Annotated in this window: 22 protein-coding genes, 1 other RNA gene and 1 pseudogene; 23 read left to right on the top strand and 1 reads right to left on the bottom strand. The window is 34.9% G+C overall.

Annotated elements, in window-relative coordinates; translation table 11 throughout:
• Positions 1-35 precede the first annotated feature (35 nt).
• The 17 genes and pseudogenes from rnpB to EHV10_RS00550 all read left to right on the top strand — a co-directional run bounded on the left by rnpB (position 36) and on the right by EHV10_RS00550 (position 18,224).
• Positions 36-354: RNase P RNA component class A (rnpB, locus tag EHV10_RS00625), an RNA gene on the top strand.
• Positions 355-436: 82 nt separating this feature from the next.
• A complete protein-coding gene (locus EHV10_RS00620; RefSeq protein ID WP_128672949.1) occupies positions 437-1,162 on the top strand; it encodes a hypothetical protein in 726 nt (241 codons plus the stop codon).
• A 33-nt stretch (positions 1,163-1,195) separates the two neighbouring features.
• A complete protein-coding gene (locus EHV10_RS00615) occupies positions 1,196-3,379 on the top strand; it encodes a DUF3160 domain-containing protein (RefSeq protein ID WP_128672948.1) in 2,184 nt (727 codons plus the stop codon).
• Positions 3,373-4,326, top strand: a complete 954-nt coding sequence (locus EHV10_RS00610; protein ID WP_128672947.1) for a CapA family protein — start codon at positions 3,373-3,375, stop codon at positions 4,324-4,326. Before EHV10_RS00615 ends, EHV10_RS00610 begins: the two co-directional genes overlap by 7 nt.
• Positions 4,327-4,482: 156 nt before the next feature.
• Positions 4,483-4,980 (top strand): Panacea domain-containing protein, encoded by a 498-nt coding sequence (locus tag EHV10_RS00605; RefSeq protein ID WP_128672946.1) that lies wholly within the window; start codon positions 4,483-4,485, stop codon positions 4,978-4,980.
• A 324-nt stretch (positions 4,981-5,304) separates the two neighbouring features.
• A pseudogene (locus tag EHV10_RS00600) lies at positions 5,305-6,009 on the top strand (type I restriction-modification system subunit M); the annotation flags it as partial.
• A gap of 204 nt (positions 6,010-6,213) precedes the next feature.
• Positions 6,214-8,271 carry an AAA family ATPase gene (locus tag EHV10_RS00595; RefSeq protein ID WP_128672945.1) on the top strand — a complete coding sequence of 686 codons (2,058 nt, stop codon included), beginning with the start codon at positions 6,214-6,216 and terminating at the stop codon, positions 8,269-8,271.
• A gap of 4 nt (positions 8,272-8,275) precedes the next feature.
• Positions 8,276-10,138, top strand: coding sequence for a UvrD-helicase domain-containing protein (locus tag EHV10_RS00590; RefSeq protein ID WP_128672944.1), 1,863 nt, complete (start codon positions 8,276-8,278; stop codon positions 10,136-10,138).
• A 17-nt stretch (positions 10,139-10,155) separates the two neighbouring features.
• A complete protein-coding gene (locus EHV10_RS14475; RefSeq protein WP_128672943.1) occupies positions 10,156-10,338 on the top strand; it encodes a hypothetical protein in 183 nt (60 codons plus the stop codon).
• Positions 10,339-10,722: 384 nt separating this feature from the next.
• Positions 10,723-11,667, top strand: coding sequence for a 4Fe-4S binding protein (locus tag EHV10_RS00580; protein WP_128672942.1), 945 nt, complete (start codon positions 10,723-10,725; stop codon positions 11,665-11,667).
• Complete coding sequence (locus EHV10_RS00575; RefSeq protein WP_243116028.1) at positions 11,618-12,733, top strand: sensor histidine kinase; 1,116 nt, start codon at positions 11,618-11,620, stop codon at positions 12,731-12,733. Before EHV10_RS00580 ends, EHV10_RS00575 begins: the two co-directional genes overlap by 50 nt.
• A gap of 4 nt (positions 12,734-12,737) precedes the next feature.
• Positions 12,738-12,899 (top strand): CD1871A family CXXC motif-containing protein, encoded by a 162-nt coding sequence (locus EHV10_RS14595; protein WP_167456714.1) that lies wholly within the window; start codon positions 12,738-12,740, stop codon positions 12,897-12,899.
• A 9-nt stretch (positions 12,900-12,908) separates the two neighbouring features.
• A complete protein-coding gene (locus EHV10_RS00570; protein ID WP_128672941.1) occupies positions 12,909-13,715 on the top strand; it encodes a CPBP family intramembrane glutamic endopeptidase in 807 nt (268 codons plus the stop codon).
• Positions 13,716-13,807: 92 nt separating this feature from the next.
• The gene (locus EHV10_RS00565; protein ID WP_128672940.1) at positions 13,808-14,371 is read left to right on the top strand and encodes a TlpA family protein disulfide reductase; all 564 of its coding nucleotides are present in this window, start codon (positions 13,808-13,810) and stop codon (positions 14,369-14,371) included.
• An 84-nt stretch (positions 14,372-14,455) separates the two neighbouring features.
• Positions 14,456-15,223, top strand: a complete 768-nt coding sequence (locus tag EHV10_RS00560; RefSeq protein ID WP_128672939.1) for a hypothetical protein — start codon at positions 14,456-14,458, stop codon at positions 15,221-15,223.
• Between the two features lie 93 nt (positions 15,224-15,316).
• On the top strand, positions 15,317-17,395 hold the full coding sequence (locus tag EHV10_RS00555) for a hypothetical protein (protein ID WP_128672938.1): 2,079 nt from the start codon (positions 15,317-15,319) through the stop codon (positions 17,393-17,395).
• A gap of 208 nt (positions 17,396-17,603) precedes the next feature.
• The gene (locus EHV10_RS00550) at positions 17,604-18,224 is read left to right on the top strand and encodes a TlpA family protein disulfide reductase (RefSeq protein WP_128672937.1); all 621 of its coding nucleotides are present in this window, start codon (positions 17,604-17,606) and stop codon (positions 18,222-18,224) included.
• Between the two features lie 37 nt (positions 18,225-18,261).
• Here EHV10_RS00550 and EHV10_RS00545 read toward each other — a convergent pair whose 3' ends face one another.
• Positions 18,262-18,924: a response regulator transcription factor gene (locus EHV10_RS00545; RefSeq protein WP_128672936.1), complete on the bottom strand. Its 663-nt coding sequence runs from the start codon at positions 18,922-18,924 to the stop codon at positions 18,262-18,264.
• A 323-nt stretch (positions 18,925-19,247) separates the two neighbouring features.
• On the opposite strand from EHV10_RS00545, the gene EHV10_RS00540 reads away from it, so the two are divergent.
• From EHV10_RS00540 to EHV10_RS00515, 6 genes are read left to right on the top strand one after another with little or no spacing between them, the layout of a single operon-like run.
• Entirely contained in the window at positions 19,248-19,961 is a 714-nt protein-coding gene (locus tag EHV10_RS00540) for a CpsB/CapC family capsule biosynthesis tyrosine phosphatase (protein ID WP_128672935.1), read from the top strand.
• A 14-nt stretch (positions 19,962-19,975) separates the two neighbouring features.
• Positions 19,976-20,668, top strand: coding sequence for a YveK family protein (locus EHV10_RS00535; RefSeq protein ID WP_128672934.1), 693 nt, complete (start codon positions 19,976-19,978; stop codon positions 20,666-20,668).
• Between the two features lie 21 nt (positions 20,669-20,689).
• The gene (locus EHV10_RS00530; RefSeq protein WP_128672933.1) at positions 20,690-21,370 is read left to right on the top strand and encodes a CpsD/CapB family tyrosine-protein kinase; all 681 of its coding nucleotides are present in this window, start codon (positions 20,690-20,692) and stop codon (positions 21,368-21,370) included.
• On the top strand, positions 21,367-22,359 hold the full coding sequence (locus EHV10_RS00525; protein WP_128672932.1) for an LCP family protein: 993 nt from the start codon (positions 21,367-21,369) through the stop codon (positions 22,357-22,359). The genes EHV10_RS00530 and EHV10_RS00525 overlap by 4 nt, the downstream gene beginning before the upstream one ends.
• Positions 22,360-22,386: 27 nt before the next feature.
• The gene (locus EHV10_RS00520) at positions 22,387-23,049 is read left to right on the top strand and encodes a preprotein translocase (RefSeq protein WP_128672931.1); all 663 of its coding nucleotides are present in this window, start codon (positions 22,387-22,389) and stop codon (positions 23,047-23,049) included.
• A gap of 32 nt (positions 23,050-23,081) precedes the next feature.
• Positions 23,082-25,133 (top strand): polysaccharide biosynthesis protein, encoded by a 2,052-nt coding sequence (locus tag EHV10_RS00515; protein WP_128672930.1) that lies wholly within the window; start codon positions 23,082-23,084, stop codon positions 25,131-25,133.
• The last annotated feature ends 9 nt before the right edge of the window (positions 25,134-25,142 follow it).

The raw sequence follows: 25,142 nt of genomic DNA, 5'->3' as shown, positions 1-25,142 counted from the left end.
CTTGCCAAATCTTTTTTTGGATGTTAAAGTATCTTTTAGTAAAACAGACGGTCGCACAAATGTGAGGAAAGTCCGGGCTTTATAGGGCAGGATGCCGGATAACATCCGGTGGAGGTGACTCCAAGGAAAGTGCAACAGAAAATAACCGCCGAAAGGTAAGGGTGAAAAGGTGGTGTAAGAGACTACCGCTCATATGGTAACATATGGGGACAGTGTAAACCCCATCCAAAGCAAGACCGAAGCGAATAGGGCGGCCCGTCCGAAATTCAGGTAGGTTGCTAGAGCCTTGTGGTAACATAAGGACCAGATAGATGACCGTTTAATACATAACCCGGCTTATGTTTTGCTCAGGCTCCCATTGGGAGCCTGTTTTTGTTGTAAAAAATCATTACAGCAATTATAATAATGGTATATTAAGAGTTCGTAAGGGGAATATATGGGAGATTGTATAATAAAAACAGTTGTATTTATTTTGATGCTTTTTATGCTTTCATCCTGTAAGAAAACGGAATCATCAAATATATCAAATAAAGATATTATTTCATACAGCATCGGAGATATAGACCTTGACGGTGCTGATGAACTTATAGCAATAAATGACGGTGGAGAAAGAAAGAGGTTGCCAAGCGGAGAGCCGTATGGCAAATTTATAGAAATATACAGAGATTTTAAATTATTGGACGGCAAGGTAGTATTGGGGGAAAAGCCGGATTACAGCTTTGATTTTACAAATATGAAGCCTTCAAAGGTGCAGCTTGGTGATGTGGACGGCGATAAAAGAGCTGATATAAATATTATAATGTATAAAAAGGTAAAGTTTCACAATGCATTGGCTAAAAGACCTTTTTTCTATAATTTTGATTCACAAAAACTGATACCGCTTTGGCTTGGTTCAAGACTGTCAAGACCATTTGATGATATTATTCTTGATGATATCGATAAAGACGGTATAGCGGAGCTTATAGCGATAGAAGAACTTGAAAATAAAAACAGAATTTTGTCGGTATATAAATGGGAAGGTTTCGGATTTAACCTGTTTATTCAGGGCAGTGAAGAATTTAAAAAAATAAATTTTGATAATAATAAGTATGGAATAAAGATTATAGCGGACGGAAAGGAAAGAGAGGTGAAAATAGTAAACAAAAGTATATTGTTGGAATAAAGAGGCAAAAAATATAAAAAAGGGGATAAATTTATGAAAAAACGATTTTTGTCAATAATGATAATTTTTATATTGATTTTAACTTCCTGCAGATACAGTATCGATATAAAGGTACATAATAATGATAAGGATGAAAAAACTCAGAGCGTTGATAGTGATAAGAAAAATAATACGATTACAGCAAAAAATCTTGGCTATGAATTGCCAAAGCCAAAGGAGTTTTATTCCGCAAACGGAGAGTACACTCCACTTGAAATAGAGGCGAATGTTCCTGATATTAAGATACAGAGCTCTCTTTCAAATATTGAAAATCTGAATCAATTCGGGAATCTTAATGATGTGCAAAAGGAAATGATTGAAAAAAACGGTTTTGTTGTAAATCCTACGGACAGCCAACAGTTGTTTTATATATATGAGGCAAATACATATAATAGAATACCGAGTTTTATAACCACAGATTCCGTTTTACAGCTCTATCATATTTTTTATGATTATACTCTCAGGCAGACGGAGGTTGAAAAGCTTTATATAGAACTTAAAGAGCTGAATAAAAATATGGTGAATATTTTAAATCAAAAATATCAGGATACCAAAAATCAGAAGGATAAAGAACTTGTAGGAAAGACCTTGGCATATTTTGCCCTATGTGAAAAGCTTTTGGGCGAAGACAGCAGTTTGCCGGATGAAATAAAAACACTTGTAGAAGAGGATTATGCAAATGTAAAGGCGGAGAGCAAAACTTTGTCTTCAATCACCGGTACGGATGTTGACTACAGTTTGTTTAAAGTTAGGGGACATTATACAAGAAGTGATGAATTAAAGGCGTATTTCGGTGCTATGAGTATGTATGGCGTTGTACCCTTTATTTTATCCGATTCAGTAGGCAAAAGAAATGAAGACGGAGCCTATATGTCAATCATTGCCACCGAGGCGCTGGAGGAGTTGCCAAAGGAAAAAGGAATGGATCTGTGGGAAGATATATATACAATCACAGAGTTCTTTGTAGGAAGTACCAATGATATAAATCCGATGGAGTTTGGAGCTATAGTAAAGGCTGCTTATGGAGAAATGCCTGAGACTAAAGATATAGCGGGAGGTATGGATAAGCTTTATGCCGAGCTTGATAAAGTAGGTCAGGCAAAGATAAAGAACAGTTCTATAGGCTTATGCTTTAGATTTATGGGACAAAGATATATACCGGATTCGGAAATTTTAAGCAGACTATCAAATGAAAAAAGACCTTTCCCGAGCGGACTTGATGTTATGGCTGTATTCGGCTCTCAAAGAGCGGAGGAGTTATTGGATTCACTTTATAATCCTTCAAAGGAATGGGATGGTTATAAAAAAGAATACAATGAGGTAAAATCCGAATTTGATGAAAGAAGCATTAAGGATAAGACGGGTAATATATATACCACATGGCTTTACAGTCTTGAGAGTTTAAATCAGAGATTCCCTGAGGGTTATCCGAACTTTATGAGGAATAAGGCATGGGAGAGCAAATCACTTGCCACAGCACTGGGAAGCTGGGCGGAACTTAGACATGATACCATATTATACGGTGCCCAAAGCAGTGTGGAATGTGGAGGAGAGGAAGAGGAGCCGCCAAAAGTTACAGGATATGTGGAGCCTAACCCTGAATTTTATAACAGACTTATATGGCTTACAAAGCAAACTATGGAAGGACTGTCACAAAGAAACGGAATAAGTGACAGTATGAAAGAAAAATGTGAAAATATAATTGAATTGCTGGAATTTTTAAAGAAATGCTCTATAAAGGAACTTAAGGGAGAAAGTCTTACATATGAAGAGAATGATACCTTAATGACATATGGAGGAACACTTGAGTATTTAAGCAGCAGTATTGCAGAGGCTCAAGACTGGTATCAGATAGAGTCCGATACAGATAAGAATATGGCACAGATAGCGGATATTCATTCTGCAAATACAAGCGGCGGTATGGGATATCTTGAAGTAGGTGTAGGAAATGCCGCTGAAATATATGTTGCTGTACCTATAGAGGGCAAGCTGTATTTGACAAGAGGTGCAGTGTTTGATTATTTTGAATTTATAGGTAATGAAAGACTGACGGATGAGGCATGGCAGAATATGGTTAAAAGACCGCCCAAGAGACCTCTGTTTGTAGAAGATTATATGCAAGAGGAGGAGGGAGAGGAGATAATAACTCCTGAAGTTCCTTACAGTTCAGGATGTTAAAAAATAAAAAAAATATTTTTATATTGATTTTAATTATAATGTCCGTATCAGGTATAGCTGTCTGCTGTTTTCGAAGCAAAAAAAATGAAAGTATAGAACTTACAATTGTCGGTGATATTATGCTTTCAAGAGGGGTGGACAGCTATATAAAAAAGAGTGGGTATGATTATCTCTATGAGAATATGAAAGATATTTTCTTAGAGGATGATCTTACGATAGTTAACCTTGAATGTCCTATTACCGAATACAGCCGTGGAGCCAATAAGGCGAGTCGCTTTGTGTTTAAAGCCTCAGCCGACAATGCAAAAGCCATGAAAAAAGCGGGTATAGACCTCTGTGACCTGGCAAATAATCATACAATGGACTATAGATCCGAGGGTTTAAAAGATACCATGGATGGACTGGCAAGAGCCGGCATCTCATATGTGGGAGCCGGTGAAAGAGTCGGAGAGGATATGAGCTATATTTTTGAAAAGAACGGCTTTCGGCTGGGGGTTTTGGCATACAGCATATTTCCGCCGGAGGGCTTTGTATATAATGCGGACAAAGCCAATATAAATTATCTTTTAGATTATGACGGAAATAAATCCGAAAAAATAAAAGCTGAACTTGAAAATATGAAAGCTGATTTTAAAATTGTATATTTTCACTGGGGAATTGAATATGAACGATTTGCAAGCAAGATGCAAAAAGATCTTGCAAGATATGCCATAAATAATGGTGCCGACTTTGTGGTGGGAGCCCATCCTCATGTAATACAGGAGAGCGAGGTTTATAAAAACAAATATATTTATTACAGTCTGGGTAATTGCATATTTGATAAGCAGATACCAAAGGGCACTGATGAGGGGCTTATGCTAAGAATCAGTATTGATAAAAAAAACAATGTGAATATAGAGGAGCAGAAATTTAAAATAAAAAAAGGTCAGCCGGAGTTAATCGAATAAGGGGATGATAATTCCACATATTAAAATTCATTGAAATTTAACATATAAAAGGCTACAATTGTGATATCATATGTTCATAGATAAGTCTTTTCTTGCTATTTTTATTGGTGCCATTTTATATGGCAGATTTCACAAGAAAAGAATGGAGGAAAAACTATGGAAAGAGCGATTAATGTTGCACGATATATTTGCGACGAATATCGCAAAATGTCAGGTGAAGCAATTGACGAAATGAAATTGCACAAGCTGCTTTATTTTTCACAGCGAGAAAGTTTTGCAATTACAGGGGAGCCACTTTTCATTGATGAATTTGAAGGATGGCGTTACGGTCCGGTCTGTGTTGCAGTTCGAAAGAGTTTTTTTGATGGAGAAATTATTTCCAAAGAAACGGAAAATATATCGGATAAAGATATATACATTGTTTCTAATGTGATAGCACAGTATGGAGAGCTGGCATCATGGAAACTTAGCAAACTTTCACATGATGAGACTTCATGGAAAAATGCACGCAAAGGTTTGAGTACATCTGAAAACGGATACAACAAACTATCTTTGGAGGATATCGAAAATGATGCCAAAAAGGTTAGGCCTTATGACCATATATGGGATATGTATCTGGATGAATTTGAAGATTATGAGGATGTTGAAAGATAGGAAAAGTTTATAAATCTATTGTTCCTTATGATGATAGAGTCACTCGTAAGCATAGCTTTAAAAGCAGACAAGGTCGAGGAGTTTCAAAAGCAGATGACTTTAGATGCTCTATAAAATAGTTTATTTGTGAAATGTGTGGTGGGTTGATCTTCAACCCGCTTTTTAGTGGATGTTAAAGATTATGTTGGTTGTATACATAGGAGTTATAAAGTATATATGGTATAATAATGCAGTGTTTTATAAATAATTAAAATAATATGAGTTGTTTTCACCGTTTATCTTATTTATATGTAGCTAGGTTAATGCAGGAGAGGATAAATAGCGATGGCTATAGATAATAAGAAAGAGCAGGAACGTGATGAACTTCATCGTGCAATATGGGTAATTGCGGATGAACTTAGAGGTGCAGTAGATGGTTGGAATTTTATGAATTATGTACTTGGCACTATGTTTTATAGATATATTTCTGAAAATATAACGGATTGTATTAATGTAGGAGAAATTGAAGCAGGGAACACATACTTTGATTATGCAAAGATGGATGACACTGAAGCAGAAGAAGCCAGACAGAAGCTTGTTGAAGAAAAAAGATTCTTTATTTTGCCGTCAGAGCTGTTTTGTAATGTCAGAGCAAAAGCCAAAGATGATGAAAATCTTAATGAAACTCTTGAGAATGTATTTCGTCATATTGAAGAATCAGCAAAGGGAAGTGAATCGGAATCTGACTTTGCATTTTTGTTCAATGACTTTGATGTAAACATTAATAAGCTTGGTTCAACAGTAGCAAAGAGGAATGAAAAACTTTGCAAGCTTCTTGATGGTTTTGCCGGTATGAATCTTGGATATGTAAAAAAACATTATATTGATGCCTTTGGAGATACCTATGAATACATTATGACAATATATGCATCAAATGCAGGTAAGTCCGGTGGAGAATTCTTTACACCTGCGGATGTCTCAGAGCTACGTACAAGGCTTGGCACAGTTGGAAAGACTGAAATTAACAAGGTATATGATCATGCCTGTGGTCTAGTGACATAATAATGACATAGGCAAATAGTCGAGTAAACACAGAGTTTTTAGAGATTAGCCAAAGTTTAAAACCAGAAAAATGAAGAGTTGGTGTGCCGTTTATAGTAGTCATTACGCAAATAAATGTTGTAAACAGTATATCCACATAAAGGAAAAATATAGTATTAAAAGGAATCATTGAGATTGTGGAGGAAAAATATTATGCAACTGACAAAAATAATTCTTAGTAACTATAGATGCTTCGGAAAAGAACCTACAAATATTGAAATTAATAATTTAACAGGATTTATAGGTCGTAATAGCAGTGGTAAAACTGCTTTATTAAGTGCACTTATGAAACTATTTGGAGAAAAATCCAGTGATAGAATTATTGAAAGATCAGATTTTCATATACCTGAAAGTATTGACCCCGATAGTGTTAATAATAGTGAATTATATATTGAAGCACAATTTATGTTTCCCGAATTGGATAGAGGAAAAGACAATGCATCTGTACCAATATTTTTCAAAAATATGTTGGTTAGTGACCCAAGCGGAAAGCCTTATTTAAGGATTAGACTTGAAGCAAATTGGGAAAAAAGCTCAAATCCTGAAGGAAGTATTGATACAAACATATATTATATAACATCATCAACAAAAGAAATAAGTATTGAAGATAAGCGTAATGTCAGAAGACATGATCTTGATCAAATAAAGATGATTTATGTACCTGCTATTAGGAAGCCGGATGAACAATTAAAAAATGTTTCAGGAACAATAATTTCAAGATTATTAAATGGTATAAGTTGGTCAGAACAAACAAAGGAAAAAATCAAAATGAAAGTAAGTGAAACGGAGAAAATTTTCTTTGAAGAAAAAGGGGTTGAATTATTAAAGAAATCGCTAGAAAATCAATGGAATAGTTATCATAGGGATATTAGATATTCTAGTCCCAAAATTAATTTCAATAGTACTAATTTAGAGACAATTTTAAATAAAGTTGAAGTTACATTTTCACCTACAGGGACACATCGAGATTATCGTGTGGAAGAACTTGGGGATGGTTTACGTTCTTTATTTTATCTATCACTTGTAAATACATTTTTAGAAATTGAAGAAGAAATTCTAGAATCTATTAATGAAGGTAAAGAAGAAGATATATTTACATTAGTACCACCTGTATTAACAATTGTTGCAGTTGAAGAACCAGAAAATCATATTTCACCTCAACTTTTAGGAAGAGTAGTTGAAAAGTTAAAACTTATTTCTACAAAAGAAAATTCGCAGACAATATTGACATCACATTCACCAGCGATAGTAAAGAGAGTTGAACCAACAAATATAAGATATTTTAGAATTTGTAAGGAACATGAATGTACAAAGGTGAATTCAATTATATTACCAGACGAAGAAAATGAAGCGGATCAATTTAAATTTGTAAAAGAAGCAGTATTAGCATATCCAGAACTTTATTTTGCGAAACTTGTTGTATTGGGCGAAGGTGACAGTGAAGAGATTATTATTAAGAAAATGATTGAATTAAAAAAGGAATCTGTAGACTCATCAGAAATTTCAATAGTCCCATTAGGTGGTAGACATGTTAATCATTTTTGGCGTTTATTAAATGATTTAGAAATTCCATTTATTACTTTGCTTGATTTAGATAGAGAACGAGACGGAGGTGGTTGGGGACGCATAAAGTATGCAATACAACAATTAATCAAGATTGGTTATGACAAAAATTCATTGCTTAGCACAAGTGAAGGAACTCTATCAGATGAAAAATTAGAAAATATGCATACTTGGGATGTAGCTGAAACTAACATTATGTTGGGATGGATTGAACGTCTAAAAAGTTATGATGTTTATTTTTCAACTCCGTTAGATATAGATTTTACAATGTTACAAAGTTTTAAAGATGAATATATTTCAGTATTAACCAGTAGTGAGGGTCCTAGGATAAAAGGTCATGGAAGAATACAAGATATTGTTATTAACGAAGCTACTGAAGATGAACTAAAAACAGCTTATAAAGCTAGAATAGATAGTGATATTAAATTGACGTTAAAACAAGAAGGTGGAGATGGATCTACTTATACTGAGAAAGAGAAAGAACTTATGATATGGTATTCATATTTCTTTTTAGGAAGAGGTAAACCAACCACTCATTTATCTTTATTTTCTAATAGTACTAACATAGATTTTGAAAGTTTTCCAGACTGTCTAAAAGATTTTGTAAGTCGTGTTATTGAAAAGATTAAAGATAATTTAGGAGACTAAGATTATGAATAGAAATTGGGTCGACAAGGAAGAATGGTGTCCAGCTGATGGATTTAGATTAGAAGCTGAGGCTATGGATACGGTTGTTAATGATAAAAATACACTTGTTGTAGCTGGTCCTGGAGCTGGAAAAACAGAATTATTAGCTCAGAGAGCATGCTTTTTACTAGAGACTAATACATGTAGATATCCTAAAAAAATTCTTGCTATTAGTTTTAAAAAGGACGCAGCTGACAATTTAAGAGAACGTGTTGAATTGAGATGTGGGAAAGAATTATCTTTAAGGTTTGAATCAAAGACCTATGATGCATTTGCCAAAGAAATTGTAGATAGATTTAAAAATAGTTTAGATGAATCATATAGACCATTAAATAACTACAAAATAGCTGAAACTAAAGATATTAAGAGAGCATTTGAGATAGCTGGATTGAACTTCGGAGAAAATCAAACTGAATTTAATAGAGTGGGTAATATACTTTCAGCAAATATATTGCCTTTATCTACAGATTGTATAGCTGAAATTTTCATTTGTACTTGGAATATATTACTTAAAGGCAGTAGAAATGATAATTTTGAAAGTTCACTTACTTTTGAGATGATATCACGTTTAGCAGAGTATTTGATTAGAACGAATAGGTATATTAAGAAAGCGATTGAAATGACTTATAGTCATGTGTTTTTAGATGAGTTTCAAGATACTACATCAATTCAATATGATCTTGTTAAAACTTGTTTTTTTCAAACAGGGACAATAATTACTGCTGTAGGGGATAGCAAACAACGAATAATGTTATGGGCTGGCGCTAGAAAGTCAATATTTTCAGATTTTCAAAATGATTTTTTAAGTCAAAAAAGAACATTAATGATGAATCATCGCTCAGCACCAAGACTCGTAGAGATACAAAAAGCTATGTATAACAGCTTGAATGAAGACATAATTGACTTAAAAACTAATGAAAAATGGAATCAAGAAGATGGAGAAGCTTATTTAAGACTTTTTGAAGATTATATAAAAGAAGCTGATGTACTAAGTGAGGAAATTGATAGTTTAATATCAACTGGTATAAAAATTAATGAAATTTGTATAATAGTAAAGCAGATGGTCGATGTTTATTCACAAGAGATTATTGATAAACTTGCCCAACATAATATTAAGGCACGCAATGAAGCAGTATATCAGGATTTATTGAAAGAAGACGTAATAAAGATATTGGTTTCACTCTTTAGGTTGGCATCAAAGGATGGTATGCCAGATGACTGGGATTATATTTACGATATACTATGCGAATTAGACGGAATAGATGAAAGTTGTAACCCTCAAATAATAAAAGATTTTATTAGAAAAGTTGAATTAATGATTAATGATACTAAGAAAAAATTAAATATTACTTATGAAGAACAATTCTCGGATTTAGTTGATTATACAATTAAATATATTTCATATGAAAAATTTGCATCAAAGTTTCAACAATACAAATCTAGAGACTATTTTGATAATTTGGTAGAACAGTTTAAAAGGTTAGTATGGATTGAATATGATGAGACTAAAGATTGGATTAAAGCTATTGATAACTTTGAAGGAAAAAATTCAATCCCAATAATGACAATTCATAAAAGTAAGGGACTTGAATACGATACTATATTTTTTGTTGGATTAGAGGATTCGGCATTTTGGAATTTTAAAAATCAACCTGATGAGGATAGATGTACATTTTTTGTTGCATTATCAAGAGCAAAAAGAAGAATTGATTTTACATTTAGCTCAAATAGACCAACACAATTTTCAAGTATACAGAAGCATGATTGCATTAATGAGTTTTACGAATTGTTTAAGGATACTGGGATTGTAAAAAAAATAGAGTATTAAATTATATTATAGAATAGATGCATTTAAGTGATAAAAAAAAATTATATCTACGACCATTGATATTCCTAAATTATTTCACTACAGACAGTGTAGGTTTTATTATTAGCGGCATGGAACTTATGATAGCAAGTGATGAAAATAAGTATGGGAAAGATAAAACAAGGGCAAAACAAAAAAAATGGAGAAAAAAAGACTTTTAGTAGTTGAACTAAATGAACAAATGTACACTTTAACTGCTACAAATATGATACTTAGGGGAGATGGTTTAAGCAACATTCAAAAAGGTAGTACATTAAAGAGCGATATAAATTATGTAATTGGTAAGATGGTGACTCTAAAAAGGTTCAAAATAAAAAAGCAAAAATAAACCCTGGCAAATTTATGGTCAGTCTAGGCAAAGTTGCATATGACGGTAAATCATATAATAAAAAAACAGACGAAGAATAAGAAATCATAAAACAAACTCAAATAGCTCTATCGGATGAAGCTAATTTCGATAGAGTTATTTTTATTGAAAAAAATTTACTTTATCTTAACCGAAAACATGATAATATATACAAAAGAAAATTTGTAGGAGACAAAAAATGAAATACTTCGAGAATAAATATACAAAGCTTCAAGAGAGGAAGAAAAATATTATACAGGCATTGGCGAGCCTTGCTACCAATGCGAATTTAAAGGGCTTTTTTGAGGGAAGGATATATACAGGAAATACAAAAGTGGCATGTGTTCCGGGACTGAACTGCTATTCATGTCCGGGAGCGGTAGGTTCCTGTCCGATTGGCTCATTACAGGCGGTAATAGGAAGTAAAAAATTCAGCATATCCTATTATGTACTTGGAATAATGATACTTATAGGAGCATTATTTGGCAGACTGGTATGCGGACTTTTATGTCCTTTCGGCTTTGTACAGGATCTTTTATATAAGATACCTACCCCGAAGTTTAAAATACCGGAAAAGGTTGACAGACCGCTCAGATATCTAAAGTTCTTTATACTTTTAGTATTTGTAATATTGCTGCCTATGTTTTTAACAAATCAGTTCGGGCTTGGAGCACCGTATTTTTGTAAACTGATATGTCCTGCCGGAACACTTGGAGGAGCATTACCTTTACTTGCTAAAAATGAAGGACTTAGAAATACAATAGGATTTTTATTCTTTTGGAAACTAAGTATTTTAATAGTAATAATAGCTTTATCAATATTTACGTACAGACCATTTTGTAAATATATATGTCCGCTTGGAGCTTTTTATTCCTTCTTTAATAAAATAGGATTTTACAAGATGGAATTTGTATCCGATAAATGTGTAAACTGCGGCTTATGTGAAAGATCATGTAAGATGGATATAAATGTAAGAGCCAATCCTAACTCTTTGGAATGTATCAGATGCGGTGCATGTACTGCAGCCTGCAGACATGATGCCTTGGTTATGACATATGCAGGTCTTGGAAAGAAAAAAGAAGAAAAGCCTGTTAATGTCAAAGCTTGTAAGAGTGGTTGCAGAGGATGTGCAAATGTGGAATAAACTGTCTATAAGAATAAAGGTAACATTACTTACAGCTGCAGTGCTCTGTGTAATCTCGGTGTTGTTATTCTTGTTTAATATAGAAAGTGCATCCAATATTTTTATAATACCCGATAATGTGGATATACCGTTTAACAGTGATGCGAGCTTTACTTTTGATTTTGATATTGCACAGCGTGTATTTAGAATCAACAGTCTTTATACATTGATAATATTTTCCGTTGCGGGAACCGCTTTGATGTGGTGGGTGGTAGGTAAGGTTTTGATGCCGCTCAATAAATTCAGCAGAGAAATAAAAAAGCTTGATATCACTAAAATAAATGATGATATACATATAGTAAAAAGCACTGATGAATTGGGTGATCTGCAAAATGCCTTCAACCATATGCTTGGGAATATAAGGGAATCCTATGAAAGGCAAAAAAGGTTTTCGCAAAATGCTGCCCATGAATTAAAGACTCCCGTAGCAGCCATAAGGGCAAACCTGGAGGTATTAAATCTGGATGAAGAGCCGGAGATAGAGGATTATAAAGACTTTGTAGAAGTTGTGGGCAGACAGATCGAGATGATGAACTCGATAGTAGTGGGACTTAGGCTTTTAAGTAATGAAGAGAGCTTAAATATTGAAAAGGTTTATTTGTATAAAATTATAAATGAGATAATCGAGGATTTAGATTATAAAATCAAAGAAAAAAATCAGAATATAGAGTTTACTTGTGATAATAAAAATATGACTATAGATGCTGATAGAGTTTTGATAAAACAGGCTATCTTTAATATAGTGCATAATGCTATAAGGTATTCATGGGAAAATGCATTTATAGAAATAAAGCTTGGAGACAATTCATTAAGTATAAAAAATCATGGAGAAAGTATTCCTAAAGAGAGTCTTGAAAAGATATTTGAAGCTTTTTACTGCGTGGATAAGTCCAGAGCTAAAAAATTCGGTGGAAGCGGTCTTGGTCTTGCCATAGTAAAGGAAATATTGGACAGACATAAATTCAGAATAAGCGCAAACAGCGTAGATGGTGATTTTGTAGAGTTTATAATAGATTTTAAAGGATGAAAATATGAAAAAGATTTTAAAAAAGTTGGAAAAGAATAAAGCACTTCCTTATATTATGCTGGGAGTAGGTGTGGTAATGATTATTGCAGGTGTAATGAGAGATGAACATCTGGTGGTATTAAAAAAAGCTGTTAATATATGCCTTGAGTGTATAGGCATAGGATAGGGGGAAGAAATGAAAATACTAAAGATTGCATGGGCTACATTTATAGCTGTTTTACTGGGATTTATATTTTTTGTAATTACGGATCTTGTGATAATCAGTTTAGGTTTTGCCTATAATAAGACCGGAAGTGCCATACTTGACTGGCTGACTCTGCCACAGGAGATGGATAGGATTTATCTGGTGATTTATCCTTTATCAATTCTTGTATATTCAATTATATTCTTTAAATGGATAAATAGGGATAAGAAGGAAGCACAAGTACATTGGGATATAAAGACAGGAGTGGTGTGTAGCATAATGGCAGGTATAGCCTTTGGAGGTATATCTACATTATGGGTAATGTTATTAAAAAACACGGCACTGTCAAATATAGGTTTTATAAAGAGCAGTCTGGAGTATTTGAATGCATCATCAGCAAATAAATCAACTGTATCATTTATTATAAGTCTGGTGGTTGCAGGAATTCTTGCACCTATCAATGAGGAGATTATATATAGAGGAGTAACTTTTAATTTCCTTGAAAAAAGAGTGAATACGAAATATGCACTTATAGTTTCATCACTGATGTTCGGAATTATACATTTATCATTTGTACAGTCCGTATATGCAACTATTATGGGACTGATATCAGGTATTGTATATATGAAGACAAGAAAACTCAGGTGGTCCATTTTAATACATATAACTATAAACACTTTGGCAACATATGAGCTTACCTCAAATTTGATCTGGGTGGCTTTTACAATAATCCTGTTTCTACCGCTTGGAGCCATGCTTTATAAGCTTTTAAAAACAAAAACAAATTATGCATATTAAAAAGATATAGTTTTATCAATCTTAACTTAGGCTTAACCAAAGCCATGTTAGTATATAGACATAAGATAAAGAAATTCATAAGGAGAATAGATATGAAAAAAAGATTATTGATTTTAGGTTTTGCTTTGATGATGATGGCAAGTGCTACAGCTTGTGGAAGTCAAAGCAGTACAGACAAAGACGGAGGAAATGCTAAGACCGAAAGTACGGCGGCAAGTACAGATAAGAAGTCTCAAAAGTTCCCGGAGTTTAAGGCAAAAACAGTAACAGGTGAGGATATAAGTAGCGATGTGTTTAAAGACAACAAGTTGACAGTGGTAAATGTATGGGGAAGCTGGTGCGGTCCATGTGTAGCTGAAATACCTGAATTACAAAAGCTTTATGAGAATATGAAGGATAAAGGTGTAAATGTCATAGGACTTGCACAGGATGCAGGAACAGATATGGACGCGGTAAAGGATATTTTGGAGAAGAACAAGGTTACTTATCAGAATGTAGTACCTGAGGGGGCTGTTACTGATTTTGTAATGAGTATTCAAGCATTCCCAAGTACCTTTTTGGTAGACTCTGAAGGAAATATAGTTGATAAAATACAGGGCGGAAGAGACCTTGAGTCATTTACAAAGGCAGTTGAGGATGCTTTAAACAAGATGTAATGGGGAAATGCTTGTTGTAGCGATATTTATGAGTATAAATGGTAATATTCAAATAATAAAAATATTAATTTAAAGGAGATAAATATGAAAAAGAATTTGAAAAAGCTTATTATGGCAGCGGCAGCCGCATCATTATTGATGGCATGTACAAGTAATGCAAAACCGGCTGAAACAAAAACAGCAGAGATGCAGAGTGTTATGCCGGAGAGTGTAGAGGCAGGCAAGGCAGGAATGACCATTGAAACAGATGCACAGATGCCTGATGATATGCCAAGCCTACCGGGTGCTGAAAACGGAAAGGTAAAGTCGGTTACAGACAAGGTTATCCGCATAGAGAGAATATCATATGTGAGTAATGAGGTGGAAAGCAGTGAAAGTACAGATACAAAGGAAGAAAATGAGGTTCCTGAAGAAGTTGACCTGGTACTTGATCCTGCAGGTTTGAATTTTGTAGATATGGCTACAGGTCTTGTAAGTGATGCACCTAAGGAGGGCGATGAGATCTATGCATGGGTAGCACCTGAATATATGGCGAGTATGCCTCCACAGGTAAACTCATATGTGGTACTTACCAATGCAAAAGAGGGATTCCATATGCCTATGTACACAGACAGTATTGAAAAGGCTGAGGAAGTAGACGGCGGTATTGAACTTTTGGATACTTTAAATAATGCTAAATGGACTGTAGATAAATCTGTAAAACCTGTGCTTGCATCAACAGGAAAGGAAGTGGATTTTTCCGAGATTAAAAAGGGAGACAGATGTCTTTTATGGTCAGAGAACTTTATGATTACAACTACAAGTACAGAAATGCCTAAGATAAAGACAAACAGAGTGGTTATTTTAAAGTAAAAGATATCTGAGAATTGCAAGTGAATATACAGATAAGCCTTGGAAATAAAGGCTTATCTGTAACAAAATAAGGACTATATAAGGGAAATGACAATGAAAAAGAAACAATTTAAGTTTAAGGGTGTAGTTTTGGCATGTTGTTTGGCGGCGTCTATGCCGCTTGGTATAACAACACCGTTTGAAATAAGTGCTATGGCAGATGTTGTTGCACATAATGTGGACATAACGCCTCCGGCAGGAACAGCAGATAAGGCTTCTTATATAAAGACAGCAATAGAAAATGCATTGGCGGCTCATGATATTATAAGAGTCAGCGGTAATGCGCAAATGGAACCGACCGCAAACAGTATAGAAATTACTATACCACAGGGAAAAAAGATTATATGGGAAGCGAGTATTACAGGATCAGCCGCAAATGTATTGCTAAAGATAAAGTCAACAGGAACGGGTGGTGAATTTGAAATGGTTTCAGGAACATTGAGGTCTGAAGCACATTCAGCGCTTGCATCTACAGACAGAAACGGCTATACAAATTTCACTATAAAGGGTGGAGAAATTATAAGCGGAAAGCATGCAAGTGCTCCTACAGTGAACTTTAACGGAAAAGGCCGGTTTAATATGACCGCCGGAACAATAATAAACTATGCGGCAGATTATGCTCTGACTCTACAGCCTAAAGCTGATACAAACCATAGTATAACAGGTGGAACTTTGTTAGCCTGCGGTGAAAAAAATGCTGCCGATATAAAGGCTAATAATGATGTGATAGGGCTTGCGGCACCACCTTCAATAAACAGTAGTGTAGATATAGATGCACAAAGAACAAATATAATATGCTGGAATAAGACAGTTTATAATAATCGTACTCCGGTGATAAGATATGTTGCAGAACATGACAGCAGGGATATATTGGCTTATCCGGGTTCTCAAACAAAGTTTATGTGGACAAAGGAGAACGGTAATGCCGCAATAAAATATACCAACAGTAATGGAGAAAGCGGAAGCATTGTACTTGATGAAGCAGCAGTTGAGAATATAGATTTTCCAAATGTTTCCGATGCTGTTTATGATAAGAGCGGACATGGAGCAGATAATTTTGAAGCACCGGATCATAGCAATATAGGATTTAAATATAAGGATGCGCAGGGTAATATAAGCAGTGATAAACCTGTAAATGCAGGAGAGTATGAAGTTACAACAAAGCTGTCGCCTACTTATGGTGAGCTTGAAGTGAATCTTGGTAAATTCACTATAAATAAAAGACCTGTAACTGTCGAAGTGGCAGATAAGGAAATAAATGTAAATGAAGCATTGCCAAATGATTTTTCAGACTATAGTGTAAGTAATCTTGCAAATGAGGATAACAGAGAAGATGCGATTATGCAGATGCCTTCATTTACCTGGGGGACGGATGGAACATCCGTTGGAGAGTTTAATATATCAACTTCTACAGCTATAAATTATACAAATAATTATATGCCTGCAAGTACAGCATTAAGAGGTGTACTAAAGGTCAAAGCGGCACAATCAAATTCGCAACAGCCACAGCAACAGGGAACACCACAGCAGCAACCACAAACACCTGACACTCAGCCAAATAAATCTCAGCAAAATCAAACTCCGGAAAAAAAGCCTAATAAACCACAGACACCTGAAAAACAACCTCAGATACCACAGCAGCCTGAAAAGAAAAATCCTTCAGATATAGTAACACCTGGCAAATCAGGTTCAGAAGATAATAAAGCGCATGGCAAAGCTACACCTTCTGTACCTAAAAAGCCTGATAATAGTGGAGGCGGAAGAAGAAAAGGAAGAAATTCAGGCGGAGGCTCAGGAAGAGGATCAAGTAGAGATTCAAAAAAGGATAAAAGTGCAAAAAATAATAACAAACCGCTTGCAGGCACATGGATAAATGATGCAAATGGATGGTGGTATAAGGAACCAAACGGAGCATATCCTAAATCAACATGGAAGCAGATAGATTATAACGGTATAAAAAACTGGTACTATTTTGATGAACAGGGATATATGGCAACCGGCTGGAAACTTATAAATGATAAATGGTATTATATGTATGAAAATACTGAAAAAGGTCATATAAAAGGTAGTATGGCATATAGTACAAAAGTAGGTGAATATAAAATTGGATTTGACGGAGCATGGATAAAATAATATAAACTATATAGCATGATATCGATAGGATCGCAAAAGCGGTCCTATTTGAATGTAATAAAATCTTTGATTAACCGGAGTGGATTAAGCGATATTTATAAATACTATATAAAATTAGTATAGATTCTTAATATAATTAAAATATTTTTAATGTCAGCTTTAATAAGGATATGATATAATACGGAAACAAACTATATAAGGAGTTAATATGAAAAAGAAAATATTAGTTTTGGGTTTTGCACTGATGATGACAGCTTCTATAAGTGCTTGTAATGCAAAGGGTACAGCTTCAAATGATGCTGCAAGTACACAGTCACAGCAGGCTGAGTCTAAGCAGGATGATACAAAGCAGGCTGAATCTAAGGAAGCCGATTCCAAGCAGGCAAGCTCAGAGCAGGAAGATATAAAGTTCCCTGAGTTTAATGCAAAAACCGTAGCAGGTGAAGAAATAAGCAGTGATATATTCAAAGACAGTAAGCTTACTGTTGTGAATATATGGGGAAGCTGGTGCGGTCCATGTGTTCATGAGATTCCGGAATTACAAAAACTTTATGAAAATATGAAGGAAAAAAATGTAAATGTAGTCGGAATAGCACAGGATTCAGGAAGCGATTTTGATGCTGTGAAGGAAGTACTTGATAAGAACAATGTTACTTATCATAATATAATCCCTGAGGGAGATGTGGAAAGTTTTGTAATGAGTCTGCAGGCATTCCCTACCACTGTATTTATAGATTCAAACGGGAATATAATCGGTGGAATACAGGGTGCAAGAGATTTGGAAGGTTTCACAAAGATAGTTGATGAAATACTGGCTAAACAGGGATGATATGATAAAATAAAATATTAAAGAGGTATGGGATACACTAGTCATTTATAATATATCCCATACCTCTGTTTGTTTTTATTACATCACTTCCGAGTTTTTTTCTGATAGCGGCTATATGTACTTTTATTACGGTTGAAGCATCATTAGCATTCATATCAATATTATGCTCAAGGAGTTCTCCTGTGGAAATAAGATTCCCCTTGTTTATACAAAGATATTCAAATATAGAATATTCCTTAGGTGTAAGAGATATTATCTCACCGCCTTTTTGCACCTGTTTTTTACTGAGATAGAGAGTGATATCCTGAGATTCAATTCTTATAGTATCATCATTTGTACTGTAATTATTGCGCAAAAGCACTCTTATCCTTGCTTCCAATTCTCTAAAATGAAAAGGTTTTACCAGATAATCATTTGCACCCAAATCAAGTCCAAGCACCTTATCATTCAGTGTATCTCTGGCAGATAAAATAATAACCTTACTTTCCGCATTGTCCTCTCTGATAGTCTTTAAAACCTCCAGCCCGTCGAGCTTGGGCATATTAAGATCAAGTATTATAAGATCATATTCAGACTCAAAATAAAGAGAAAGAGCTTCTTCACCGTCCATAGCAGTATCAACATAATAGTTCAGTTTGCGAAGTCCCTTTGCAAGTCCGTTCAAAATATCTTCTTCATCTTCGCATATTAAAAGTCTCATCAATTCCTCCCAAAATTTTTAATAATATAAAGATACAATGAATTTCAATGAATATCAACAGTTAAAATACATATACAACCAAAATTTCTGAATGAAAAAAATGATGATGTTGGCTGAAATACTAAAAAAATACTCTTAATTATATAAAACCCCGAAGAACAACCCCTAAACTGAAAGAACAAAGCAATATTTAAGCACAGTTAACAAAAATATTAATATATAGTTAAGTAAAGATAAAGTTCTCATTGAATAAATTATATCTAGCAGTATAATAGAGAAGTCAAAACAGGTGTTAATAAAAAAGAAAATAAAAATAAAGGAATATGAAAGATAATGAGTATTTAATAGACATCCATTCACATATAGTTTTTGATGTGGATGATGGAGCAAGGAATTTGGAAGAATCTCTTAAGCTTATAGATATGGCAATGGGACAGGGTATTAAAAAAATAATAGCAACACCCCATACAATGCCGAATCTAAAGCCGGAGGAGATTATAGAAAAAATAAATATAATAAGGTCAAAAATTCATGAGAGGGATATGGACTGTGAAATCTATACCGGTCAGGAAATATTTTATTCCGGTTTTGCTATAGAAAAAATTAAAAAAGGTGAGTATCTTACCTTGGCAAACAGTAAGTATATACTCGTTGAATTTGAACCGGCTGCCAGCTTTAGTTATTTAAAGAGGGCAACAAGAGATATTATATTTGCAGGATATATTCCGATATTGGCACATGTGGAGCGATATATCTGCTTAAGAAAGCCGGACCGATTTACAGAAATAATGGCTATGGGAGCATTATTTCAAATGAATTACAGCAGCATAAAAGGAGGGATTTTTGATATAGATGCTTATTGGTGTAAAAGGCAGATAAAAAACGGATACATTTCCTTTATGGCAACGGATATGCATAGAATTGGCGGCAGGGAACCGGATATAGCAAATGCATTACGATGGCTTTCAAAAGGAGTAGAAAAGCATTTTAGGGAAATAACCTATGATAATGCAAATAATATTATTTTAAACAAATAGAATGGAGCAGGCAGATGGGTGACAGAGTGATAAATGAAGACACAGAGATAGACTTACTTGAATTGTTTTTTGTTTTAAAAAGGAAATGGTGGATGATTATATTGTTTGGAATACTTGGCTGTGCATCAGCTATAGGAATCAGTATGTTTTTAATCACACCGCAATACCAATCCACCTCACAGATGTATGTTTTATCAAAGGAAACCACACTTAATTCATTGGCAGACCTGCAAATAGGCAGCCAACTGACTAAGGACTATAAGATTATAATACAGAGCAGACCGGTGTTGGAGGAAGTTATTGAAAAGCTGGGACTTAATATAAATTATAAACAGCTGAGAAGTAAGCTTAAGATTGACAATCCATCGGACACAAGAATACTTTCGCTTACTGTTACGGATCCTGATCCTGAGAATGCAAAAGAGATTGTAAATCAGATATCAATGTCATCATCACAGTATATAGGTGATTTGATGGAGGTGGTTCCGCCAAAGATTATTGAGTTTGGAATAGCTTCATATGAAAAATCAGGTCCCGATATAAAGAAAAATGCGGTACTTGGAGGGATTTTAGGTGTTTGCCTGATCTCAGCCATTATTATAACTATAGAATTACTGGATGACAGCATAAAGAGCGAGGATGATCTGGAAAAGAATCTTGGACTTATAATTCTTGCCAGCTTACCTGAGTATAAAAAAAGTAAGTAACTTGAGAGGAGAAGATAAACATTGGAAATATTATTCAATTTAGACGTAATGGACAAGGGCTTTTTGTATGAAGAGTCTGTAAGAATACTTAGAACAAATCTTCAGTTCTCAGGTGCAAATTTAAAGGTAATACTTTTTACAAGCTCAATACATGGAGAGGGGAAGTCTGAAACAAGCTTGCAATTGGCAAGAAGTCTGGCTCAAATAGATAAAAGAATACTTTATATTGATGCCGATATGAGAAAGTCAATGCTTACAACAAGGTATCATATAAAGGAAGAAGTAGAGGGACTCAGTCAGTTTTTAAGCGGTATGAATACTGATAATATCATATATAAAACAAATATAAAAAATATGGATGTGGTATTTTCAGGACCGTATGCACCTAATCCCGCAGAGCTTTTATATGAACTGAAACTGGATGAGTTTATAAAGGAGCAAAGAAAGATTTATGATTATATCATTATCGATGCTCCTCCAATCAGCAATATTGTAGATGCGGCGATTATAGGAAGATGTGTTGACGGAGCAGTAATAGTGGTGAGGAGTTCAACAGTCAGTCAAAGGATGGTAAAAAGAGTTAAAGACCAGCTTGAGAAAGTGAATTGTAAAATTATAGGAGCGGTTTTAAACGGAGTTGAGATGAAAAAGAACAGCTATCATTATAAATATTACGGGGACTACTACAGTTATAAAAAATGAAAACATCAATAAAAAAGGTGCTTATTATTTGCCTGATTATATTATCTGCAGTGATAGTTATCGCTGTAAGTATAAAGAGAAACAATGCGGGAATAATAGCAACAACAATAAATGAAAAAGCACAGACAAAGCCCGATAAAAGTTATACGGATCTGAATGGGAAAAAATATAAAAGAAAGAGCTATGTAAAGGCAATACTGGCACTGGGAATAGATTCAAATGTTGATATGCATTATATACAGGATGCAGGTTCCGGAGGACAGGCTGACAGTATAGGGCTTATTGCCTGGGATACTGTAAATAACAGACTTGATATGATAATTATACCAAGAGATACAATGGCTCAAATACCGGTAACAGATGTCAGTGGAAATATTATGGGAAAAACACTGCAGCATATAACAATGGCATACGCTTTCGGTGACGGCAATGAGATCAGTGCAGATTTTATGAAGGAGTCTGTAAGTGAACTTTTTGAAGGCTTATTTATAGATAAATATATAGCAATAAATACATCCGCCGTAAAAAGTATAAATGATGCAATAGGCGGAGTGGAGGTGATTATACCATACGAAGGTATGGAAAAAGCGGATACTGCATTTGTGAAAGATAAAAAAGTTTTGTTAAAGGGCGATCAGGCTGAAAAGTTCTTAAGGTACAGGGATACGGACAGGGATTTTTCTGCAATGACCAGAATAGAAGCACATAAAGTCTATGTGGAGGCTTATCAAAAAAAGCTTACGCAGTTTAAAGGGGATTCTTTGATTGAAAATATTTTAAAAGAGATAAGCCCCTATTATTATACTGATATGCAAAAAGATATGCTTTTAAAACTTGCCGCCTGTGCCATGACGGATAAAGACTTTAACGGAGACAGAATGTATGTATTGGAGGGAGAAAACAAAAAAACGGAAATTTATGATGAGTTTTATATGGACAGGGATAAGGTAATGAATAAAATTATTGATCTGTTTTACACAGCAGAGTAAAGAAACGCTAAAGGAAGGGATAGGGATATGAAGAAAAGAATTATTGCGATATTGTCTTGTATATTGGCTATATCAATGGTAGGAACAAATTTTGCGGCACCCAGTATTCAAGGAGGAAACCAGAACTCCGGTCAGACCGGAAGAAGCGGTGGTGGCGGCGGAAGTCGTAGCGGCGGTGGAAGCCGTAGCAGAAGCAGCAGTAGGGGTAGTTCAAGTACAGGAACATCCGGTGGAACTAAGACAGGTACAAAAACAACAGGAACAAATACTCAGGCATCAACCACAACAACAGGATTTTTTGGAGCTCTTGATAATGGACATGCCACTGTTCCGGCACCGGGAAGTGAAACAACAGGTCTTCCTGAAAAGGTTGTAGCAAGTATAAACAGCATTAATGAAGGCGGAAGCATCAGTGAAGCTACAGGATTAAAAGAATTTGCAGAATATAAGGCTGTAGGAAAAACCTTAGCATTAATCACTACCGATGCACAGGGTAAAATATCAGATGTGCCTACCAAGGTCAGAATATATGTACCGAATATGGTAGAAGGCAAGGATATAAAGGTTATTGCCTATGCAAATATTACAGGCAACTGGGCACCTACAGAGGTATTCGGTATAAATCATCAGGATAAAACATTGGATACTTCAATAAACGGATCATCTACAATATGTGTTGTATATAAATAAAGATTCGCAAGAAAAAAGTCTATGGGGGAGAAATGCAAGAACGGGACTTAAAACTAAATTACTTACATGGAGCAGCTATAATGCTTGTTATCTATGATATGATCGTGGTGAATTTGTCATATCTTGTAGGACTGTGGCTGCGGTTTGACCTACAGTTTTCGCGTATTGAGGGTAAATATATATTGGCGTGGTCAAAATTTGTTCCTATATATACCCTCATAACCTTAATAACTTTTATTGCTTTAAAGCTGTACAGAAGCATATGGCAGTTTGCAAGTTATACAGAATTAAAGCATGTAATGTATGCAAGCATTATAACAGGATTTTTACATACTTTACTTATTACACTGATGTTTGAAAGAATGCCGATAGCTTACTATTTATTAGGAATTCTGATACAGTTTTTGGCAGTTCTTGGAAGTCGATTTTCCTATAGATTTGTGCTTTTACTGCGTTCAGACAGAGAAAATGTAAAAAAGTCACAAAAAGATATGTCAAGAGTGATGATAGTAGGTGCAGGAAATGCGGGAAGATTGCTTTTAAGAGATATCAAAAGATCGGTTGACTATAATGACAGTGTGATTTGCTTTATAGATGACGACAAGTCAAAATGGGGAAGAACTGTTGACAATATACCGATAACGGGCGGAAGAAACAGAATACTTGACAATGTAAAGCACTACAGAATAGATAAAATATACGTAGCAATACCCGGAAGCAGTCCTGAGGAACTCAGTAAGATATTAAATATCTGCAAGGAATCAGGATGTATACTGAAAAATCTGCCGGGAATGTGTCAGCTTGCAAACGGTAAAGTTCAAGTTAAAGATTTAAAAGATGTAAATATTGAGGATTTACTTGGCAGAGCTCCTATTAAAGTAGATCTAGATGAGATATTCAACTATCTAAACGGTAAGACTATCATGGTAACAGGCGGAGGCGGTTCTATAGGAAGTGAACTTTGCAGGCAGATTGCAGCACATTCACCTAAGCATCTTATAATATTTGATATTTATGAGAACAATGCCTATGAGATTGAACAGGAACTTTTGATGAACTATCCGAAGTTGAATCTGGATACAATAATAGGATCTGTAAGAGATTTGAGGAAGCTTGAACAGGTATTTGCAACATTCAAACCTGATGTGGTATACCATGCGGCGGCACATAAGCATGTTCCGCTCATGGAGGACAGTCCTTGTGAAGCTATAAAGAACAATGTAATGGGAACGTACAATACCGCACTTGCGGCACTGCATTACGGATGTAAAAGATTTGTACTTATCTCTACAGATAAGGCGGTAAACCCTACAAATGTAATGGGAGCCAGCAAGAGAATGTGCGAAATGATCATCCAGACATTTGCAAGGAAAGTAAAGGAAAAAAGAGCAAGTGAGCTTAGACCGATACAAGTTTTGAAAGATAACCGAATCATAGAGATGGAGAAATACTACAGTGCTGTAGAAAATCCTACTACAGAGTTTGCGGCTGTCAGATTTGGAAATGTGCTTGGAAGCAACGGCTCGGTAATACCTAAGTTTAAAAAGCAAATAGAAGCAGGAGGACCCGTCACAGTTACACATCCTGATATTATCAGATATTTTATGACAATATCGGAAGCCGTTTCATTGGTACTGCAGGCAGGAAACTATGCAAAGGGCGGAGAGATATTTGTCCTGGATATGGGTACACCGATAAAGATAGACACAATGGCAAGAAATCTTATCAGACTGTCAGGGCTTCGCCCGGATATTGATATCAAGATAGAATACTCAGGACTTCGCCCGGGTGAGAAGCTCTTTGAAGAGAGACTTATGTCCGAGGAAGGCCTGGAGACTACACCGAATAAGCTGATAAGTATCGGTAAGCCTATTGATTTTAATGAAGATAAGTTTTTAAAACAGCTTAAGTTATTATCCGTATATATGGGAGAAAATAACGGAAATATTCGTGAACATATAAAGCAGATAGTAACAACATATCATACAGCTCATGTTGAAAGTATAAATAGTGAATTGTTTGATAATAAAAATGAAATTGCAGACGGATTACATCATGAAGACTTACCACAGGCGGCAAATTGATTTTATCAA

Source organism: Lachnoanaerobaculum gingivalis (genome assembly GCF_003862475.1).
GTDB lineage: Bacteria > Bacillota > Clostridia > Lachnospirales > Lachnospiraceae > Lachnoanaerobaculum > Lachnoanaerobaculum gingivalis.
This window is presented reverse-complemented; position numbering and strand designations above follow the sequence as displayed.

Excerpts from the sequence above, each read along its gene's own strand:
- EHV10_RS00620 (WP_128672949.1), top strand. The coding sequence starts at position 437 with ATGGGAGATTGTATAATAAAAACAGTTGTATTTATTTTGATGCTTTTT.
- EHV10_RS00615 (WP_128672948.1), top strand. The coding sequence starts at position 1,196 with ATGAAAAAACGATTTTTGTCAATAATGATAATTTTTATATTGATTTTA.
- EHV10_RS00610 (WP_128672947.1), top strand. The coding sequence starts at position 3,373 with ATGTTAAAAAATAAAAAAAATATTTTTATATTGATTTTAATTATAATG.
- EHV10_RS00605 (WP_128672946.1), top strand. The coding sequence starts at position 4,483 with ATGGAAAGAGCGATTAATGTTGCACGATATATTTGCGACGAATATCGC.
- EHV10_RS00595 (WP_128672945.1), top strand. The coding sequence starts at position 6,214 with ATGCAACTGACAAAAATAATTCTTAGTAACTATAGATGCTTCGGAAAA.
- EHV10_RS00590 (WP_128672944.1), top strand. The coding sequence starts at position 8,276 with ATGAATAGAAATTGGGTCGACAAGGAAGAATGGTGTCCAGCTGATGGA.
- EHV10_RS14475 (WP_128672943.1), top strand. The coding sequence starts at position 10,156 with ATGCATTTAAGTGATAAAAAAAAATTATATCTACGACCATTGATATTC.
- EHV10_RS00580 (WP_128672942.1), top strand. The coding sequence starts at position 10,723 with ATGAAATACTTCGAGAATAAATATACAAAGCTTCAAGAGAGGAAGAAA.
- EHV10_RS00575 (WP_243116028.1), top strand. The coding sequence starts at position 11,618 with ATGTCAAAGCTTGTAAGAGTGGTTGCAGAGGATGTGCAAATGTGGAAT.
- EHV10_RS14595 (WP_167456714.1), top strand. The coding sequence starts at position 12,738 with ATGAAAAAGATTTTAAAAAAGTTGGAAAAGAATAAAGCACTTCCTTAT.
- EHV10_RS00570 (WP_128672941.1), top strand. The coding sequence starts at position 12,909 with ATGAAAATACTAAAGATTGCATGGGCTACATTTATAGCTGTTTTACTG.
- EHV10_RS00565 (WP_128672940.1), top strand. The coding sequence starts at position 13,808 with ATGAAAAAAAGATTATTGATTTTAGGTTTTGCTTTGATGATGATGGCA.
- EHV10_RS00560 (WP_128672939.1), top strand. The coding sequence starts at position 14,456 with ATGAAAAAGAATTTGAAAAAGCTTATTATGGCAGCGGCAGCCGCATCA.
- EHV10_RS00555 (WP_128672938.1), top strand. The coding sequence starts at position 15,317 with ATGAAAAAGAAACAATTTAAGTTTAAGGGTGTAGTTTTGGCATGTTGT.
- EHV10_RS00550 (WP_128672937.1), top strand. The coding sequence starts at position 17,604 with ATGAAAAAGAAAATATTAGTTTTGGGTTTTGCACTGATGATGACAGCT.
- EHV10_RS00545 (WP_128672936.1), bottom strand. The coding sequence starts at position 18,924 with ATGAGACTTTTAATATGCGAAGATGAAGAAGATATTTTGAACGGACTT.
- EHV10_RS00540 (WP_128672935.1), top strand. The coding sequence starts at position 19,248 with ATGAAAGATAATGAGTATTTAATAGACATCCATTCACATATAGTTTTT.
- EHV10_RS00535 (WP_128672934.1), top strand. The coding sequence starts at position 19,976 with ATGGGTGACAGAGTGATAAATGAAGACACAGAGATAGACTTACTTGAA.
- EHV10_RS00525 (WP_128672932.1), top strand. The coding sequence starts at position 21,367 with ATGAAAACATCAATAAAAAAGGTGCTTATTATTTGCCTGATTATATTA.
- EHV10_RS00520 (WP_128672931.1), top strand. The coding sequence starts at position 22,387 with ATGAAGAAAAGAATTATTGCGATATTGTCTTGTATATTGGCTATATCA.
- EHV10_RS00515 (WP_128672930.1), top strand. The coding sequence starts at position 23,082 with ATGCAAGAACGGGACTTAAAACTAAATTACTTACATGGAGCAGCTATA.